The sequence below is a fragment of the Pseudomonadota bacterium genome, from assembly GCA_016195085.1.
GTDB lineage: Bacteria > Pseudomonadota > Alphaproteobacteria > SHVZ01 > SHVZ01 > JACQAG01.
Window position 1 is genome coordinate 1 of the sequence record JACQAG010000005.1, and the last position, 18,324, is coordinate 18,324.

The 18,324-nt window shown below is 65.2% G+C and carries 18 protein-coding genes and 1 riboswitch; of the genes, 5 read left to right on the forward strand and 13 right to left on the reverse strand.

Annotated elements, in window-relative coordinates; genetic code table 11:
* Positions 1-254: 254 nt before the first annotated feature.
* Positions 255-1,208, reverse strand: coding sequence for a MoxR family ATPase (locus tag HY058_01225; GenBank protein ID MBI3495908.1), 954 nt, complete (start codon positions 1,206-1,208; stop codon positions 255-257).
* A gap of 154 nt (positions 1,209-1,362) precedes the next feature.
* Between HY058_01225 and HY058_01230 the strand changes: the two genes are divergently transcribed.
* Both HY058_01230 and HY058_01235 read left to right on the forward strand, forming a co-directional pair.
* A complete protein-coding gene (locus tag HY058_01230) occupies positions 1,363-1,989 on the forward strand; it encodes a pyrrolidone-carboxylate peptidase (protein ID MBI3495909.1) in 627 nt (208 codons plus the stop codon).
* A gap of 272 nt (positions 1,990-2,261) precedes the next feature.
* Positions 2,262-2,762, forward strand: a complete 501-nt coding sequence (locus HY058_01235) for a GNAT family N-acetyltransferase (GenBank protein MBI3495910.1) — start codon at positions 2,262-2,264, stop codon at positions 2,760-2,762.
* On the opposite strand, the gene HY058_01240 is transcribed toward HY058_01235, so the two are convergent.
* The 7 genes from HY058_01240 to HY058_01270 all read right to left on the reverse strand — a co-directional run bounded on the left by HY058_01240 (position 2,707) and on the right by HY058_01270 (position 9,070).
* Positions 2,707-3,624: a DMT family transporter gene (locus tag HY058_01240; protein MBI3495911.1), complete on the reverse strand. Its 918-nt coding sequence runs from the start codon at positions 3,622-3,624 to the stop codon at positions 2,707-2,709. The two genes, HY058_01235 and HY058_01240, sit on opposite strands and share 56 nt — an antisense overlap.
* Before the next feature lie 14 nt (positions 3,625-3,638).
* The gene (locus HY058_01245; protein ID MBI3495912.1) at positions 3,639-4,040 is read right to left on the reverse strand and encodes a type II toxin-antitoxin system VapC family toxin; all 402 of its coding nucleotides are present in this window, start codon (positions 4,038-4,040) and stop codon (positions 3,639-3,641) included.
* Position 4,041: 1 nt separating this feature from the next.
* Positions 4,042-4,275 (reverse strand): type II toxin-antitoxin system Phd/YefM family antitoxin, encoded by a 234-nt coding sequence (locus HY058_01250; protein MBI3495913.1) that lies wholly within the window; start codon positions 4,273-4,275, stop codon positions 4,042-4,044.
* Between the two features lie 114 nt (positions 4,276-4,389).
* Positions 4,390-5,181, reverse strand: coding sequence for a xanthine dehydrogenase family protein subunit M (locus tag HY058_01255; protein MBI3495914.1), 792 nt, complete (start codon positions 5,179-5,181; stop codon positions 4,390-4,392).
* Positions 5,182-5,193: 12 nt separating this feature from the next.
* A complete protein-coding gene (locus HY058_01260) occupies positions 5,194-7,563 on the reverse strand; it encodes a xanthine dehydrogenase family protein molybdopterin-binding subunit (GenBank protein ID MBI3495915.1) in 2,370 nt (789 codons plus the stop codon).
* Between the two features lie 5 nt (positions 7,564-7,568).
* Complete coding sequence (locus HY058_01265) at positions 7,569-8,042, reverse strand: (2Fe-2S)-binding protein (GenBank protein MBI3495916.1); 474 nt, start codon at positions 8,040-8,042, stop codon at positions 7,569-7,571.
* 407 nt (positions 8,043-8,449) lie between these two features.
* Positions 8,450-9,070, reverse strand: a complete 621-nt coding sequence (locus HY058_01270) for a carbon monoxide dehydrogenase subunit G (protein ID MBI3495917.1) — start codon at positions 9,068-9,070, stop codon at positions 8,450-8,452.
* 309 nt (positions 9,071-9,379) lie between these two features.
* Here HY058_01270 and HY058_01275 point away from each other — a divergent pair, with 309 nt between their 5' ends.
* Complete coding sequence (locus HY058_01275; GenBank protein MBI3495918.1) at positions 9,380-9,772, forward strand: hypothetical protein; 393 nt, start codon at positions 9,380-9,382, stop codon at positions 9,770-9,772.
* Between the two features lie 66 nt (positions 9,773-9,838).
* On the opposite strand, the gene HY058_01280 is transcribed toward HY058_01275, so the two are convergent.
* The 4 genes from HY058_01280 to HY058_01295 form a co-directional block, all read right to left on the reverse strand.
* Entirely contained in the window at positions 9,839-10,936 is a 1,098-nt protein-coding gene (locus HY058_01280; protein ID MBI3495919.1) for a GNAT family N-acetyltransferase, read from the reverse strand.
* A 249-nt stretch (positions 10,937-11,185) separates the two neighbouring features.
* Positions 11,186-11,671 carry a molybdopterin-guanine dinucleotide biosynthesis protein A gene (locus HY058_01285; protein ID MBI3495920.1) on the reverse strand — a complete coding sequence of 162 codons (486 nt, stop codon included), beginning with the start codon at positions 11,669-11,671 and terminating at the stop codon, positions 11,186-11,188.
* A gap of 85 nt (positions 11,672-11,756) precedes the next feature.
* Complete coding sequence (locus tag HY058_01290; protein MBI3495921.1) at positions 11,757-12,695, reverse strand: ABC transporter substrate-binding protein; 939 nt, start codon at positions 12,693-12,695, stop codon at positions 11,757-11,759.
* A gap of 20 nt (positions 12,696-12,715) precedes the next feature.
* The gene (locus HY058_01295; GenBank protein ID MBI3495922.1) at positions 12,716-13,546 is read right to left on the reverse strand and encodes an ABC transporter permease; all 831 of its coding nucleotides are present in this window, start codon (positions 13,544-13,546) and stop codon (positions 12,716-12,718) included.
* Positions 13,542-13,650: riboswitch (TPP riboswitch) on the reverse strand. It overlaps the preceding gene by 5 nt.
* Positions 13,651-13,803: 153 nt before the next feature.
* Here HY058_01295 and HY058_01300 point away from each other — a divergent pair.
* Together HY058_01300 and HY058_01305 are read left to right on the forward strand one after the other, a co-directional pair.
* Positions 13,804-14,907 carry an acetoin utilization protein AcuC gene (locus tag HY058_01300; protein MBI3495923.1) on the forward strand — a complete coding sequence of 368 codons (1,104 nt, stop codon included), beginning with the start codon at positions 13,804-13,806 and terminating at the stop codon, positions 14,905-14,907.
* Positions 14,904-15,353 carry a DUF192 domain-containing protein gene (locus HY058_01305; GenBank protein MBI3495924.1) on the forward strand — a complete coding sequence of 150 codons (450 nt, stop codon included), beginning with the start codon at positions 14,904-14,906 and terminating at the stop codon, positions 15,351-15,353. Before HY058_01300 ends, HY058_01305 begins: the two co-directional genes overlap by 4 nt.
* 37 nt (positions 15,354-15,390) lie before the next feature.
* Here the strand turns inward: HY058_01305 and HY058_01310 are convergent, their stop codons facing one another.
* On the reverse strand, positions 15,391-18,231 hold the full coding sequence (locus tag HY058_01310; protein ID MBI3495925.1) for a patatin-like phospholipase family protein: 2,841 nt from the start codon (positions 18,229-18,231) through the stop codon (positions 15,391-15,393).
* Positions 18,232-18,324: the final 93 nt, after the last annotated feature.

The following is an 18,324-nucleotide window of genomic DNA, read 5'->3' on the forward strand; positions in this document are numbered from 1 at the left end:
CCCGCTCGATCAGCCAATCCGCCCGTGCCGCAACCCGAACGTCCCCAAAGGCCATGGCAAAGCCTCCGGCAAAACCAGCCCTACTCCTTTGAATCAGATTCGCATTCACCACGGAATCATTTCCGTGAACGCCATAGCCCCCAGGGGAGGGTTGGGGAGGGGGTGATCCTCACCCCCTCCCAAAGTCCACCCCAGGGAGAGGTCGCGAGCGTATGCGAGCGGGTGAGGGGAAGCGGTGGCATGGAGAGTCTCGATCAGGGCGCGTCGCGCCGGCTGAGCTCGGCCTTGACCTCGCCCAGGATGCGGCTTGCCTCGCTGCCGGTGATCTTGGCGATGTCGTCCTGATATTTGAGGAGGACGCCAAGGGTGTTGTTGATCGCGTCCGGCTCGAGCACGAGCTGATCCAGCTGCACCAGCGCCTGCGCCCAGTCGATGGTCTCGGCCACGCCCGGCAGCTTGAAGAGATCCATCTCTCTCAGCTTCTGCACGAAGCCGACGATCTGGCGGCTCAATTCGGCCGGTGCCTGCGGCGCCTTGACCTTGAGGATCGCCAGCTCGCGCTCGGCATTGGGATAGTCGACCCAATAGTAGAAGCAGCGCCGCTTGATCGCGTCGTGGATCTCACGCGTGCGGTTGGACGTGATGATGACGATCGGCGCCTCGGCGGCCTTGATGGTGCCGAGCTCGGGAATGCTGATCTGCCAATCGGAGAGCACCTCGAGGAGATAGGCCTCGAACGGCTCGTCGGTGCGATCGAGCTCGTCGATGAGCAGGACCGGTGCCGGACCCGGATGCGCGATCGCGTGCAAGAGCGGCCGCTCCACCAGGAACTGGCGGGTGAAGATCTCGGCACCGATCTCGGCCCGGTCGTGCTGGCCGGCGGCTTCCGCGAGCCGGATCTCGATCATCTGCCTGGCGTAGTTCCACTCGTAGACCGCCGAGGCGACGTCCAGGCCCTCATAGCATTGGAGCCGGATGAGATCGCGCCCGAGGCAGAGGGCGAGCACCTTGGCGATCTCGGTCTTGCCCACACCCGCCTCGCCTTCAAGGAAGAGGGGCCGACGAAGGCCGAGGGCGAGATGGACGGCGGTTGCGAGCGATCGGTCGGCGATGTAGTCGCCGCGATCCAAGAGGCGAACGGTATCGTCGACCGACTTCGGCAGGGGCGAGGCGGCTCGGAACGGTGCGGCGGGCAAGGAAGAGGGCATGGAGAACTTTCGCTTGGATAAGGCAACGCCATCCTGCTGAGCCAGGCCGGGACGTCAAGCCTCCCCCCACCCGCTCCCGGGTCTGGACCCGGAGACACCAGATATCTAGTCTCCTCCGACCCATCGACAATACACGGGCGAAAGGCTCCCCTCGATGCCGCGAATTCTGCTGACGGGCTTCACCCCTTTCCTCGGTTACGACGTCAATCCGACCCAGCGCCTGGTGGAGGCGGTCGCCGGCGGCGCCATTCGGCTCACCGGGGCCGCCGTTGCAGCGAGGCTCTTGCGCACGGATTACCGGTTGTCGGAGGTGGATTTCGATGCCGCCCTCGCCGACGTGCGTCCGGATGCGATCGTCGCCTTCGGCCTCGCCTTTTCCGCCGACGAGGTCCGGCCGGAGCGCATCGCGGTCAATTTCGACGACGGCGAGGAGGCGGGGTTGCCGGTCGCAAGGCGCATCGCCGCGGACGGGCCGGTCGGCTATTGGTCGACCCTGCCGGTCGACGCCATGCTGGCCGCGCTCGCCGGCGCCGGCTTGCCGGTCAAGGCCTCCAACCATGCCGGTGGCTTTATCTGCAATCACATCTTTTACTATGCGCGCCATCGGATCGAACGGGAGCAGCTTGGGCTGCCCATGGGCTTCGTGCACGTGCCGCCGCTTCCCGAACAGTTGGGCGACGCGCCGGAACGCAAGGGGCTGGCGATCGAGCGCCTGCTGGAGGCGGCGCGGGTGATCCTCGCCGTGGTGGCCGAGCGCATAGGCGCTCCCGTCGCGGCTTAGCCCGTATTTCTCGTACGGATCGGGGCAGCGATGGAGCTCATGCGGTCACAGGCGAGGAAAGCTGCGAAGAGCGATGCCCAGCATCGGTCGAGCAGCTTGACGCGGCATGTGACCGCAGGAGCCCATCCCTCCGGGTCGCGCCGCGCGGGTCGCCCGACGTCGTCGCGGGCCTCGACCGTAGCTGGGCTACGCTCTTCGGCCCGCTCCTTGCGGGGCGACCCGCGCGGCGCGACGCTGCTCCCGATCCGTACGAGAAATACGGGCTAACCGCCATGCGTCTGCGCGACGGCACCCCGGCCGACATCGAGGCGATCGTCCGGCTGGAAAACGACCCCACCTGCAATCTCTGGGTCAGCCAATGGACGGCCGAGCGGCATTTGGCGGCGCTGGTGGACGGCCACCACCGCTATGTGGTGGCCGAGAGCGATGCCGGCGACTGGGTCGGCTTTGCCTTCCTCAGGGACATTCGCTCCGCCAATCGCTGCATCGAGATGCAGCGGATCGCCGTCAACCGGTCGGATGCAGGCTATGGCAGGGCGCTGATGAAGCGGGTCACATGGCTCGCTTTCGAGGAATACAGCGCGCACCGGGTGTGGTTCGACGTCATCGAGACCAATGCAAGGGCTCGCCATGTCTACCGCTCCTTGGGCTTCGTCGAAGAGGGCGTGTTCCGCGAGGCGAAGCTTTACCAGGACGGGTTCTACTACTCGCTCGTGCTCATGGCGATGCTCGAGGGGGAGTATCGCCAGCGCCGCGCTCTCTTTGCCGGCTGAGCACATAGAAGCCGCTCGCCACGATGATGATCGCGCCCAGAACGGTGTAGGCATCGGGGATGGCGCCGAAGACCGCCCAGCCGATGGCAACCGCCCAGACCAGCTCGATGTAACCGAAAGGCTGCAGGACCGAAGCCGGCGCCAGCGCCAGAGCTTTGATCATGAGCAGATGGGAGCTGGCACCCACCGTGCCGACGGCGCCGAACAGCAGCCAATCGACCGGGGATGGCGTCTGCCAATAGAACGGTACGATGGCCGAGAAACCAACCGTGCCGAGCAGGCCCGCATAGAAGAGCGAGGTCAGAGCCGGGTCGCTGTTGCCGACGTACCGGGTGGTGATCTGATAGAGGGCATAGCCGAGGGCCACGCATACCGGCAGCAAGGCTGCCCAGCTCATGACGCCGGCGCCCGGGCGGATGATCACGAGCACGCCGACAAAGCCCGCCAGCACGGCGATCCAGCGCCTGGCGTCCACGGTTTCGCCCAGAAGCGGTAGCGACAGCGCCGTCACGAACAAGGGAGCGGTGAAGTTGAGGGCCTCGACCTCGGCCAGCGGCATCAGGCTCAAGGCGGTGATGAACATGAGGGTGCAGCCCAGCATCAGGCACGAGCGGACGAACTGGAGGGCCGGCCGCCGCGTGCGCAAGCGCCCGATGAAATTCGGTCCGTACATGTAGATGAGGGTCACCAGCATGGCGAAGAAGAAGCGTCCCCACAGCACCTGAATGACCGGATAGCTCTGGGTCAGGTACTTGGCGGTGCCGTTCATGAACGCGAACAGCGTCACCGTCACCAGTACGTAGACGATGGCTCTGAGGCCGGCGCGGTCTGACGCCCGTGCGGGCGGTTCATCGATCGACATTGGGGAAGGCGACCTTAGGTCCTGGCGTCGTGGCGCGTGAGCAGTCCAGACCATTCCAGGATGCGGCGATCGGCCGTCACCAGGGTCGCGCCGAGCTGGACCGCACTTGCAACGATAATGCGGTCTGCCGGATCGGCGTGCAGCTTTTCAAGCGTGGTCGCGGCGATTCCGATCTCTCCGTCGATCGAAATCTCCTTCAGCCCGACGCGGAGGATCTCTTGGCGCCATTTGAGCGTTCCGACCGGGAGATTGATGCGAGCGCGAGCCTGCAAGAGAGCCGCTTCCCAGAAGCTGATGGCCGAAATGCAAAGCGTACCCGTCCGCAGCGTTTGATCGCACATCCGTCGGGCACGAGCTCCAAGTCGGTCGACACCTTCTACCAGCCAAAAAAGCGCATGAGTGTCGAGGAGAACCATCTCATTCCTCAAGCGCTTCCCACCCAGCGTCCAAAGGCGAGATGATGTCGCCCTTAATCGTGACCATTCCCTTGAGGGCCCCAAACGCCGTTTTGGGCCGCTCCTGAAATGGCACGAGGCGGGCGACCGGCTTGCCCTTCTTGGTGATCGTCACCGGCTCGCCGCTGGCTGCCACCTCGTCCATCACTTTCAGGCACTTGGCCTTGAATTCGGAGGCTTTTAGCGTCTTGTTCATGCTAAAAGACTATGGTCATGACCATGGTCATGTCAAGCTGTTGGCGCTTGAAAGGCAAACGGCGCCGAGAGACCCCGGCGCCGTCCGCTCCTGGATGCGCTGACTGCGAAGGGCTCAGCCGCCGGCCGCCGCCACCGCGCGCTTGGCCATCACGCCGACAAGATGCGCCCGGTAGGCCGCCGAGGCGTGGATATCGCTGTTGAGCCCGCTCGCCTCGACCTTGATCCCCTCCAATGCCGATGGGGCGAACTTGGCCGAGAGCGCCTTCTCCATGGCCTTTTGGCGGAACACGCCGGGCCCGGCTCCGGTCACGCCGACACGCACGCCGTCCTTGGCCTTGGCCACGAACACGCCGACGATGGCGTAGCGCGAGGCCGGGTTCGGAAACTTCGAATAGGCGGCCTTCTCCGGAACCGGGAAGCTGACGGCGGTCACGATCTCTCCAGGCTTGAGGGCGGTCTCGAACAGTCCGGTGAAGAACGCGTCGGCGGCGATCTTGCGGGTGTTGGTGTGGATGGTCGCACCCAAGGCGATGCAGCCCGCGGGATAGTCCGCGGCGGGATCGTTGTTGGCGATCGAGCCGCCGATGGTACCGCGATTGCGCACTTGCGGATCGCCGATGCCTTCGGCGAGCTGGGCCAGGGCCGGGATCGCCTTCTTGACCGCCGCCGAATGCGCCACCTCGGCATGGGTGGTCATGGCGCCGATGGTGACGGTGCCGCCGTCGACCTTGATCGATTTGAGCTCGCCCAGGCCGGAAATGTCGATGAGGGCGCTGGGCTTGGCCAGGCGCATCTTCAAGGTGGGGATGAGGGTCATCCCGCCGGCCAGGATCTTGGCTTCGCCGGTCGCGAGCTTGGCGGCTTCGGCGACCGAGCCGGCCTTCTGATAGTTGAACTCGTACATGGTCTCTCCCCTTTACTCTGCCGCCTGCGGCATCTTCTGCTTCTGGATGGTCCGCCATACCCGCTCGGGCGTGGCCGGCATGTCGAGATGGGCGATGCCAAGGGCATTGCTGATGGCGTTCATCAAGGCCGCCGGCGCGCCGATGGCGCCGGCCTCGCCGCATCCCTTCACGCCCAAGGGATTGTGCGTGCAGGGTGTCGGCTTGTCGGAGTGCTTGACCTCGAATGACGGCAGATCGTCCGCCCGCGGCATGCAGTAGTCCATGTAGGAGCCGGTCAGGAGCTGGCCCGACTCCTTGTCGTAGAGGCAGTCCTCCAGCATCGCCTGGCCGATGCCTTGGGCGAGACCGCCATGCACCTGGCCCTCGACGATCATCGGATTGATGATCTTGCCGAAATCGTCCGAGGCGACGAAGCGCATGATCTTGGTCACGCCGGTGTCGGGATCGATCTCCACCTCGGCGATGTAGCAGCCCGACGGGAAGGTGAAGTTGAGCGGGTCGTAGAAGGCCTGCTCCTCCAGTCCCGGCTCCAGATCCTTCGGATAGTTGTGCGGCACATAGGCGGTGAGCGAGATGTCGGTCAAGGTCTTCGACTTGTCGGTCCCGGCGACCGAGAACTTGCCGTCCTTGAAGACGATGTCGGCCTCGGCGGCCTCCATCAGATGCGCGGCGATCTTCTTGCCCTTGGCGATCACCTTGTCGAGGGCCTTGACGATCGCCGTGCCGCCGACCGCGATCGAGCGCGAGCCGTAGGTGCCCATGCCGAATGCGATCTTGCCGGTGTCGCCGTGAACGATGTCGACCTGCTCGATCGGAATGCCGAGCATGTCGGAGACCACCTGGGCGAAGGTGGTCTCGTGGCCTTGGCCGTGGCTGTGGGAACCGGTGAATACGCTGACCGAGCCGGTCGGATGCACCCGGATATTCGCCGACTCGAACAAGCCGGCACGCGCGCCGAGCGAGCCCACCACCGCCGACGGCGCGATGCCGCAGGCTTCGATGTAGCAGGCCAAGCCGATGCCCCGGATCTTGCCGCGCTTGGCGGCTTCCTCCTTGCGTTTGGCGAAGCCCTTGTAGTCGATCATCTTCATGGCGACGTCGAGGGTGGCTTCGTAGTTGCCGGTGTCGTATTGGAGGGCCACCGGCGTCTGATAGGGGAACTGGCTCGGCTGGATGAAGTTGCGCCTGCGGATGTCCGCCGGATCCTGCTTCAGATCCCGCGCCGCTACGTCGACGATGCGCTCCAAGAGATAGGTTGCCTCGGGCCGCCCGGCGCCGCGATAGGCGTCGACCGGCACGGTGTTGGTGAACACCGCCTTCACATTCGCCCAGATCACCGGCGTTGTGTACACGCCGGCGAGCAAGGTGGCGTAGAGGTATGTCGGCACGCAGGTGGCGAAGGTCGAGAGATAGGCGCCCATATTGGCGAGCGTCTGCACCTTGAGCGCAAGGAACTTGCCGTTCTTGTCGAGGGCGAGCTCGACATGGGTCACATGGTCGCGGCCCTGGGCATCGGAGATGAAGCTCTCGCTCCGCTCCGCCGTCCATTTGATCGGTCGCCCGACCTTGGGTGCTGCCCAGGTGACGATCGCCTCCTCGGCGTAGTGATAGATCTTCGAGCCGAAGCCGCCGCCGACATCCGGCGCCACCACCCGAAGCCTGTGCTCAGGTAGCTGCAGCACGAAGGCGCCCATCAGCAAGCGGATCACATGCGGGTTCTGGCTGGTGGTGTAGAGCGTGTAGTCGCCGCTCAGATTGTCGTACTCGCCGATCGCCGCCCTGGGCTCCATGGCGTTGGCGACCAGGCGGTTGTTGACCAGGTCGAGCTTGGAGACGTGGTGCGCCTTGGCGAAGGCGGCGTCGACCGCGGCCTTGTCGCCGATGGCCCAGTCATAGCAGAGATTGCCCTTGGCCTGCTCCCAGACCTGGGGCGCTTTCGGCTTGACCGCGTCGGCCAGGCTGACCACCGCCGGCAGCGGCTGATAGTCGACGTCGATGAGCTCGGCCGCGTCCTTCGCCTGGTCGCGCGTCTCGGCGATGACGACGGCCACCTGGTCGCCCACATGGCGAACGAAATCCTGCGCCAAGGGCGGATGCGGCGGCTCCGCCATGTTGGAGCCGTCCTGGTTCTTCACCAGCCAGCCGCAGGGCAAGCCGCCGGTCTTCATGTCGGCGCCGGTGAAGATCGCCACCACGCCCGGCGCCTTCGATGCCTTCTTGGTGTCGAGCTTCTTGATGCGCGCATGCGCATGCGGCGAGCGCAGCATATAGGCGTAGACCTGCCCCGGCCGGTTTATGTCGTCGGTGTAGTTGCCGCGGCCGGTTAGGAACCGCGCGTCCTCGCGCCTCCTTACGGAAGCGCCGATGCCTGTATCGGCCATGATCGTTACCTCCCCATCGCCTTGGCGCCGGCTTGAATGGCTTTGACGATGTTGTGATAGCCAGTGCACCGGCAGATGTTGCCCTCAAGCCATTCGCGAACTTCCTGCTCGGAGGGATTCTTGTTGTTCTGCACGAGATCGACCGCGCTCATGACCATGCCGGGCGTGCAGAAGCCGCACTGGAGGCCATGATGCTCCTTGAAGGCGGCCTGCATCGGATGCAGCTCGCCGTTCTTGGCCAGACCCTCGATGGTGATGATCTTGGCGCCATCGGCCTGCGCGGCGAGAATGGTGCAGCTCTTGACCGACTTGCCGTTGACGTGGACGACGCAGGCCCCGCATTGGCTGGTGTCGCAGCCGACATGTGTGCCGGTGAGGCCGAGCTTCTCGCGCAGGAACTGCACCAGCAGCGTGCGCGCTTCGACCGTCCCGGAGGCGGCTTTTCCGTTGACGGTCATGGCGACATTGATCGAGGCCATCGTTACCTCCCTTGAGTTCTGGCTCTGGAATCTAACCCGGCTCGATGACGATTATGTCCTAGGCTTTATGGCCATCGGCAAGGGCGCTTAATGGCTTAAGTCTGACCAGCCGGCCGTCCCAGGTCAAGCCGGGCATGGGAGCGACCGGCCTGCCGATCGGCCGCTCGCAAGAACCCCCGCTTCGAGCCCTTCGGGATCGAGGGATCTAGGAGCCTGTCTGAGTAATGGACGCGGTCGCGTTGCGAGCGAATTTGGCCGATCCGCTAGGAAGGGCGGCGAAGGCGATGCTAAAGCATCGGCGAGCCGACCTGACGACGCGGGCGGGCAAATTGGCCGCAACCCTTCGGGACGCGCCGATTTTGCCAAATCGGCAGCGTCGCGACCACGTCCATTACTCAGACAGGCTCCTAGCCGCCGCGGCCGAAGAAAAGCACGATGAGCACCACGAACAGCACGACACCGCCCACCCAGACCCAGGGCGGAAGACCCTTGGTCGCCTGACCTTGCGAAGGCGGTGCGTCGGCCGGCGGCTCGCTCGGCGCGGCCATGGCGCTCGCGGCCGCGCTCGAGGTCTCGCCCGCGGGGGCGCCGGCGGTGATCAGCGTCCCCAAATGCGCGAAGAACTCCGCCGACAATTTGTTCGCCGTCGCGTCGATGAGGCGCGAGCCGATCTGGGCAAGCTTGCCGCCGACATTGGCGGTGACGGTGTATTGCAGGATCGTGCCGTCGCCGTCTTCGAGGAGACGCACTTTGGCGCCGCCCTTGGCAAAGCCGGCGACGCCGCCCTTGCCCTCGCCGGAAATGGTGTAGGCGTTGGGCGGATCGAGGTCGCTCAACGTCACCGCGCCGGTGAAGGTGGCGGAGACCGGTCCCACCTTCGCGCGTACCTTGGCGGTGAAGCTGGTGTCGGAGGTCTTCTCGATCTCCTCGCAGCCGGGGATCGCCTGGCGGAGGATCTCCGGATCGTTGAGGGCGGCCCACACGCGCTGGCGCGGTGCAGGAATACGGTATTGGCCGGTCATCTCCATGGGATTCGTCCTCCACGCAACTGGCTGCAAGCCGGCAGCACCCTACAGGCGAGGCCGTGGCGCCGACAAGCGCGGGCGCAACCGCGATGCATTGCTTGATTGCCGTCGGCGATTACCGGTCTCCGGCCGCACCGCTTGCGCTGAAGAGCGCGCGGGGCGGGCTATGCGAACGATGGAGGTGCCGACGGCCCCGCCGGTGAGAAAGCGTTAATCCTCGCCCGCGTATCGTATGCCGGCCATCGCCAGGCGGACGATTGCTCCCCTCCCGCCAAGACGGTATGGACGAGCCTCTAGCAACGAGCAGCCGCGATGAACGACGAGATGATCCGCTCCGCCATACACTGCGGCGTGCAGCAGCTGGAATGCGCGGTCAGCGAGATGGAGCAGGCCGCGCTGCAAATCATGGAGCTGTCGGAGTCGCTGATCGCCGGCCTCGAGGATGAAGAGACCAAGGCGCGGCTCTTCGACATCATCCAGTCCTGCTGGTTCCAGGACGTGAGCGGCCAGCGCATGCGCAAAGTCTGCGAGCTCTTGAAGTTCCTCGACCGCAACGCTGTGGGAGTGCGACCCGCGAAGCCGCAGATGCCTCGGTCGGTCGCCGAGCCGCCCGCCGGCATGCGCGCGCTCACGCAAAAGCCGGCGGCGGCGCTGAACCAGGCGCAGATCGACGGTCATTTCCAAACGGCAAGGGCCTGGACCTAGAAAGCACGGACCCGAGCGGACCCTCGTCTTCTTCGTATAACCGGCGCGAAGGGCCGCGGCAGGACCTTATGGGCGGTCCTGCGGACGTCGCTGCATGTAGGTCTTGCGCTCGTCCTCATGGGTCGTGCGGAAGCCATGGCGCTCGTAGAGGCGCTGTGCCGGATTGTGCCGAACGACGCTCAGCGTGACGGGTTTGCCGCGCTGATCCGCCTCCGCGAGCACGCATCGCAATGCCCAGGCGCCGACGCCGCGGCGTTGCCAGGGAGCGCGGACATAGAGCTGGCCCAAATTGACCGCCTGCGGCAAGTCTTGGCGCTGCAGCCAGCCGATGTCGCGGCCGCCCAGCATGACGATGCTGGCTTCGTCGGTCTTGAAGCGGGCGGCAAAGTGCGTGGTCTTACGCGCCTCATCCCAGCCGAAGAGGTGCTCGATGACCGCACCCATGGTCTCGAAGTAGACCGTGCGCGCGAAGTCGAAATCCGCCGGCGTGGCGCCGCGCAGCGACAGCTCGGCCGCGGGAATCCTGCCGGCTGCCGGCTCCTGCGCCGGCTCGGTCGGAACCCAAAAATGCAACTTGACCTTGGCTGCGGGCGGATCGGGCTGGCGCGTTCCCGCGAACAGGCCGCCATTGGCAAGGATGACCTTCTGCGAGCCGACATTGTCGAAGTCGCAGGTGACCGCGACCCGCCCGAGGCCGGCTTCGCGGGCAACCGGCAGCAATAGCCGCAAGGCGCGCGTGGCATAGCCCTGGCGCCACCGCCAGGGGACGACCGAATAGCCGATATGCCCTGAGATGTGCTCCGGCAGCGTGTCGGTCCCGGGCATGTAGCGCAGGTTGATTGAGCCGCAGAAATCGCCGTCCCAGAGCCAGAATACCGGACCGGGCAGGCGCGGCACGACGCGGCCGTCCGCCAGCGTGACCGTGCCGTCCCGCCTGGTGAGCTCGGTCAAGAACCCGGCTGCGTCCCGCTTGAGCGCAGCGAACTGCCGGGCGCTGACATTCTCCGTGGTGCTTGGCGACCAGCCGGTCTCGAGCGCGGCCGCATAGCGAGCGAGCCGTTCCATGCTGGGCGGCACCAGGGTCACGCGGCCCACAGAGCTCGCCCGGCGCTCCTGGGCCTGCCCACTGCCGCGCCGGTGCTCTTCTGCTTCCTCGATCGACATCACCCCTCCTGATCGCCCTCACCGTGAGAGGGTCGAGTGGCGCTTAAAGCGCCAAAGGCCCCGTCCGGTTCCGGCGGGGCCTTTGGCGTTCCTGGTGTGCTGCTTTGGATCAGCGCAAACGGACTTCCTTCGGCCCCGACTTGGCGTGGGTCGAATTCACCGAGCGCGAACCGTGATCGTGAACCAGGCACATGTCGTGAAGATTAGGAAGCCGGAGCGCGCCCGTCAATGCGCCTCTGCGAACCCTTCCTAGCGAATGAAGACCTGATGGGCGAAGTCGCGGCCGTTGGTCAGGGTCAATTGCTTGAAGCCGAGCATCTTCAGGAGATCGATGAAGGTGAAGAGCTCATCCACTTCGAGAGAGCGAAAGAGATCGGTTTGCCTGACGACCGAGGTCATCATGGCGAGCAGCCCACGCATGCGATAGAGGGTGTTGGCATAGCCGTCGTTCAGGCTGACGATGATCAGCTTCTCGGCCTGATCGCCCTTGGCGAAGAGGGCCACCGGCGGCTCTTGCGGGCGTGCATATTGCGCGGCCGTGAAGTCGTTGACGAAGCTGATGCGCCTCGAACGATCGGAATCAATGAGGGTGCGGGCGAGGGCCACGTACAACTCGCTCGACTTCGGTTTCGGATAGTAATAGCCGGCCTGCCTGTCATCGGCCGAAGCCGAGCCGGTCAACGTCAGCAGAATCGCGACCGCCAGCGCGCCCGCTCGCCACGCATGCCATCCCATGGCGTATCCCCTCCGCGAGTTTCCCCGAAAAGGACCCTAGCGTGGGAGCGTTCGCTGCGCCAGACCGCCCCGCCGCGCGCCGGGCCTATTTGAGCTCCACGGCATAACTGGACAGCGCCGGCACAGAGGGGATGAGGCCGGCTGCGTTGAGGAACCGGGCGAAGCGCTCATAGCGTTGCGCGTCGAGGGCAGCCGGGCTGTGGGCGAAGCGGGGCAGCGTGTCGCGCCAAGCTCGGCGATTCAGCTCATCGTCGAGCTCCTTGTGGTTCTTGATGAACAAGCCCCAGCTCTCCTCTGGGTGGTTGATGAGGAACAGCGTGCCGCGCTCGACCGCATCGAGAAACTTGCGAAAGTTCGGGTCCGACAGGCGGTCGTTGCGCGCGACGAAGATGAGCTCGTCGAATGCCGGAACCCCTTCCTCCTCGGGATAGAACGCGCGGCCGGGGCGCTTCTCGATTTCCAGCTGGTTCAGCTCGAAATTGCGGTAGGCGCCGATGACGGCGGCGACCTGCTCGGAGAGGAGCGCTTGTACGAGCGCGAAGTTGACGTTGACCAGGGTCACGTCGGTGAGCTTGAGGCCGTTCTTCGCCAGCATGGCCTTGAGCAAGGCCTCCTCCGATCCGGCGACCGAATAGCCGATTTTGCGGCCTTTCAGGTCGGCCATGGTCTTCACCGGCCCATCGGCCAGCGCCACCACGGTGACCAAGGGTGTCGCCACCATGGTCCCGATGCGGGCGAGCGGCAGACCCGCAGCGACCTGCAGGTGCAGCTGCGGCTGGTAGGAGACGGCGATGTCAGCCTGGCGCGCGGCGACCAGCTTCGGCGGATCGTTCGGATCGGCAGGTGCTATGAGCTCGACCTCGAGCCCGGCGTCCCGGAAGTAGCCCTTCTCCAAGGCGACGAACAGCGGCGCATGATCGGGATTGATGAACCAATCCAGAAGCACGGTCAGCTTCTCCGCCGAAGCCGGACGGATTGCAGCCAGCAGGATTGCCAGTACCAGCAGGACGCGATGAAGCACGATCTGGACCCTCCCGTTTGTCGCTAATCCTCGGCCGGCGGCGCATCCGCCTGCCAAAACACCAAGCGACGAAGCAGCGCATCGGCTGCGAGATAGAGCGCCACTCCGATCGCCATCAGGACCAGGAGGGCGGCGAACATGAGCTCGATCTGCACGCGCGCATTGGCATGCAGCATGAGAAATCCCAGGCCGGCGCTGGAGCCGACCCACTCGCCGACGACCGCGCCGATCGGCGCCACGGCGACGGCGATCCGGAGGCCCGAGGCGAAGCCGGGCAGGGCCGCCGGCACGCGTACGCGCCAAAGGAGTGTGGCGCGCCCGGCGCCCAGCGTCAGCGCGGTGTCGAGCCAAGCAGGATCGGTCCGGCGCAGTCCGTCGAAGAACGCAGTGGTCACCGGAAAGAAGATGATGAGGGCCGCCATCGCCACCTTGGAGGCCATGCCGTAGCCGAGCCAGAGCACGAGGAGGGGGGCTACCGCGAAAACCGGGATTGCCTGGCTCGCCACCAGGACCGGCAGCAACCAGCGGCGCGCCGGCCGAAAATAGGCAAGCGCGATGGCGGCCGCCGCCCCGCAAGCGGCGCCGAGGGCAAGCCCGAGCATGACCTCGCTCAGCGTCAATGCGGCATGAAAGAGGATGAGCTCCCGGCTTTCGACCAAGGCGCGGCCGACGCCGAGGGGACCGGGCAGGATGTAGTGCGGGGCGCCGGTGGCGAGCACGATCGCCTGCCACATGAGAACCAGGCCGGCCGCGACCGTGGCCAGACGGGCAAGCGCCGGCAACAACGCCGTGCCGCTCCGCCTCGTTCGGTCAGGGACCGGCGGCAGTGCGAGCCTGCTGGTGTGGACGATCATAGACCACGCTCATCCCTACGCCGGTCCGAACCGGATCAGGTTCCAAGGGTCGTCTCGCGATCGAGACCTCTCAGCCGCCCAATGCGGCTCCCCTCGAGGTGTGAGGGAATGATGAACCGGAACGCCGGCTGAAGGCAAGCGTGCCGCGCCCGAAGGCAGGTTGCAGCCCCGGCCAAGAGCCGGGAAGCATCGGCTGGGGCATCATTGCCGGCGGGCTTCGGTTGACGCTGACGCATCGCTGGATCTACCTCTGATGCATGCGGCGCCCGCTTCTCATCGGCAACGAGATGTACCGGCATTCCGTCTATGGGCCGAAGCATCCCCTGGCGATTCCCCGGGTCTCCACCACCCTCGACCTCATCCGGGCCATGGGCTGGTTCGATTCGGAGCGCTATGTCGAGAGCCGGCCCGCCACCCCGGCGGAGCTCGGCCGCTTCCACGCGCCCGACTACATCGCCGCCCTCGTGCGGGCCGAGATCGAGGGCGAGGTCGATGCCGAGACGCGAGAGCGCTACAACATCGGGCGGAACGGCAATCCGGTCTTCCCGGAGATCTTCCGTCGCCCCGCCACCGCCTGCGGGGCGACGCTCAAGGCGGTCGAGCTCCTGGCCGAGGGCGGCATCGTCTATAGCCCGGCCGGCGGCACGCACCATGGCCGCGCCGATCGGGCGAGCGGGTTCTGCTATTTCAATGATCCGGTTTTGGGCATCCTCAAAATGCTCGACCGCGGCATTGCCCGGATCCTGTATGTGGATCTCGATGCGCACCATGGCGACGGCGTGGAAGATGCCTTCGCCGAAGACGACCGCGTGCTGACCATATCCGTGCACGAGGCCGGCCGCTGGCCGAATACCGGGAGGGCGGAGGAGCGCCGGGGCGGCATGGCCCGCAATCTGCCGGTGCCGCCCGGCTTCAACGACAGCGAGCTCGCTTACATCGTCGAGCGGGCGCTGTTGCCGCTCGGCCGAAGCTTTCGCCCCGATGCCCTGCTGATCCAGGCCGGCGCCGACGCGCTTGCCGACGATCCGCAAAGCCGCCTCATGCTCTCCAACCGCGCCCTCTGGGCGGCGGTCGGCGATCTCGCCGGTCTGGCCCCGCGGCTGTTGGTTCTGGGCGGCGGCGGCTACAATCCGTGGTCGGTGGCGCGATGCTGGACCGGGATCTGGGCGACGCTCAACGGCCATGCGACGGAAAGCGCGTTGACGCCCGAGGCCGAAGCGGTGCTGGGCTCGCTCAGGTGGAACCATAGCCTCGGGCGCTCACCGCCCAGCCATTGGTTGACGACGCTTGCCGACGCGCCCAGACCCGGTCCCGTCCGCCTGGAGATCGTCGGCATCGTCGAGGAGGTCATGCGGACATGATGCGGTGGGTGGCGCTAATCGTGATGTTCGTGGCGCTGCCAACGGCGGCGCAGCGTCCTCTCAACTATGAGAAGGACACGGCGGTGATCGAAACCGCCACGGGGCAGCGCCACACCGTCAACGTCGAGCTTGCGGTCACGCCGGACCAGATGGCTCAAGGGCTGATGTACCGCCGGCAGCTGGCGCCCGATGCCGGCATGCTCTTCATCTACCCTGCGCCCGAGCCGGCGGCCTTTTGGATGAAGAACACGCTGATCCCCCTCGACATGCTGTTCATCGCCGCCGACGGGCGCATCCTCAACATCGCCGAGCGCACGATCCCCCTATCGGAGACCCCGGTTCCCGCCGCCGGCCCGGTCAAGGCGGTGCTCGAGCTCAACGGCGGCACCACCGCCCGGCTCGGAATCAAGTCAGGCGACCGGGTCCGCCATAAGAGCTTGCCCTAGTTACATGCGTCGCCAGCTCGGGCACCCGGTCGAACCTCTAGGTGCACAAGTCGGAGGGTAAAAGCGTGCCACGCGTCTTTGCCTTCCGGGTCGCCGTATCCTCGATGATCGTGCTGGCGATGAAATATCCCAGCGAGCGATAGGATTCGAGCTGCGGCTCGTCGAACCATTGATCGGCCGTGGATTGGTTCGGGAAGTCCACATGCGCGCGCTCGTACGCAATGACGTCGGCCGCACCTTCGGTGCCCTGCACGGTCGGCTTGATGTAGAGAATGTGGCCGAGCGGGGTGTCGGGGTCGCTGAGGTACTTGATGTTGCCCCGAATGCAATATGGTACTTGCGCCGGCGGGGTCTTATCGGTTGCTGCGAGCAAATCGGACCCTTCGAAGGTGATGCGCACCCCGAGATCGATCCAGATCTTGCGCACGGCATTGCCGAGGTCTTCGAAATGCCGCGCGCCATCCTGGCCCGCGTCGCAGACGACGATCCACCGGCAGCGGCGGCGGACCAGCTCGTAGAGCCCGAGATTCTCGAAATGCCCGCCGTCGGAGAGGTAGACGTAAGAGCTGTCTTCGTTGGTCATGCCGAAGAGCTCGGCAAGGAGCGGATATAGCGTCATCCGGGGCGCTTCTTGTCGATATGGCTCTTTCTCTCTTCTCTTCTCCCTCGCCATCGTCTCCCGTGCAGTCGCTGGCTTCTCCTCGCCTTGCTCAGAGAATGGCGCTCCGCCTGCTTTACCCGGATTGCCGAGCCACCAGCCCAGGCGCACGTTCAACATGGTCAACAGAAATGCAATGGAGGGCGAGGAGTGATACCCCATGTTCGGGCTGACCGCGGCTCCCGAGATCGCCATCGCCGTGCCGAGCGATATTCCGGCCTTCGGGTGGCCGTAGGTCTCGGTCGGGCGGTAGCCGAGATTGGCCGTGCCGCAATGGAGAGGCGTCACGGTGAAGGATTCTGCCTTGCGATGCTGCCAAGCGAGCTTAGGACTGGCGGCGAGATTGAGGGCGATGTTCACGATGTGGAAGGGCCGCCAATCCGTACCAACGCGCTTGTCTGGGGAGTCTGCGTTCGGCCAAAGATCTTTGACCTGCAGGTTGTCCTTGTTGTCGAATCCAGTGAAGCGGTCCGCTTGGCGCGCAATGCCATGCGGCCCACCGAGAAAGGCGCGGATGAGCCGGTTGCGGTAGAGGGCGTGTAGGGAGAAGCGGTTGACGTTCACGAACATGGACGCGCCGATCATTACTGCGATTGCCGACACAAAAGTACCTAGTGTCCAGCGCCAATTCGATTGATAGAGGACGTTGCTGCCATCGTCGTTGAAGAAGGCACTGTCCTGAAAGCGCGTGTCCAAGGCGATGAGGTCGAATCCCATCGAAAGCAGAATCAACACGATCGCCGCAAAGAGCGGCCCGGCCACCGCCAAGCCGACGTTCATGGCAGTGCCTGTCCAGCTCGAGGTCTGGCCTCGGCCGGACGTCAGGCTGCTCTTTCCCAGCAGCGCTGTTACGAACCCGGAGGCGGCACCGAGGCTCGGAAGCAATCCCGGCACCTGACCGCCGAGGTACTCGACGGCGTCGTAGAGCCAAGAGGCGCATAGAACGAGACTCGAGACCACGAGCCAGACGAGAGCGGCGATGATGTACCAGGCGCCGGCACGGCCTAGCCATTCGCGCTCGAAATCGCCATCGTGGCTGTAGCTCCGCAACATGACATAGGCCATGTGGCCCATGAGGAGGGACACGAAGAACCAGGGCATGCCGAGGATCACGAGTATGATTTGTGCCACCGGCTTGTCGGCAGCGGTGGGCGCGAGCCCCGCGCAAAGATGCACGCCCAGCCAAATCAATGTGCCCGACACGATCGCGCTGGCGCCCCAGGCGACGTAGTCCTTCGTCCGTTCCCGGTCCTTTTCTCGCTTCGCGCTGGCAATCGTTGCGGCGTAGACGGCCAATGCGACGGCGATCATGAGCGGCAGCTGCCAGTAGCTGACATAGCGGGGATCTGTGACCATTCCCAGCCCTGCAGCAGGGGAGACCAGAGCGTCTGCAGGCGTCATTCTGTTGTTGGCCAGCCATGCGAAAATTGCCCCCGCTCCGATCGCTGGAACGACGCTCCACTTTAGGAATTGCATCTGCTCGGCCGAAGAAGACACCTTCGGGTGTTCGCCGGCGTAAAGCTTCACCAGCTTGTAGCGGAAGCTCATCCCGGTCAGGACGAGACCAAGCATGGCAATGGCTGCGCCGTACCAGGGCCACCAAAATTTGAATTCCGCCGTGTGCGCGATGGCGGCGACGATCTTGACCGCGATGATGGGGAGGAGCAGGGCGGGGATGAGGATGAGCCAATTGAGCAGCAGATTGCGGGTGACGATGGTGACCGCCGTCCAAAGGTCGGTCGAGAGGATCCCCATCTTGGGTGTGAGATAGGAGCTGTAGGCACGCAGATGACGGATCGGGAGCGGCTCCTTGTCCGGCTGGCCACGTTTCGGATTGAGCCCTCGTAGCACCTCGCCGGAATCCCTGGCCCAGTTCAGCCAAGCCGACAGCCAGGCGCCGATATAGCCACCGCCGGAGACCGTCGAGAGATAGTGGAAGCGACGGAGCAGATCGCCCTCGGCGAGCGCCTGGATGACGCCAAGCGCGAAGGAAGCGCTGCGGATCCCGCCACCGGACAGCGCCAGACCCACCGGCTCCAGCGCATGCGCCGCCGTATAGGCCGCTCGTCGGCGGGCGCGTTCCAGCTCGTCCGGATCGGGTTGGGCTGGTAGCTCCCTAAACGTTTGGTCGAGTTGCCGGACCGGAGCGCTGTTAGGCCAGATTGCGCCGAATTCCGCCCGCAGCACATCGGACAACGCATAAGGTTCGCCCCCGGCCATGCCCCACCCCCCTAGGCTGTATTACCGACATTGACGCAATCTTTGAGGGCAATAGCAACGGGAATCTGACGGCTGCGGCGAGACCACGAACGG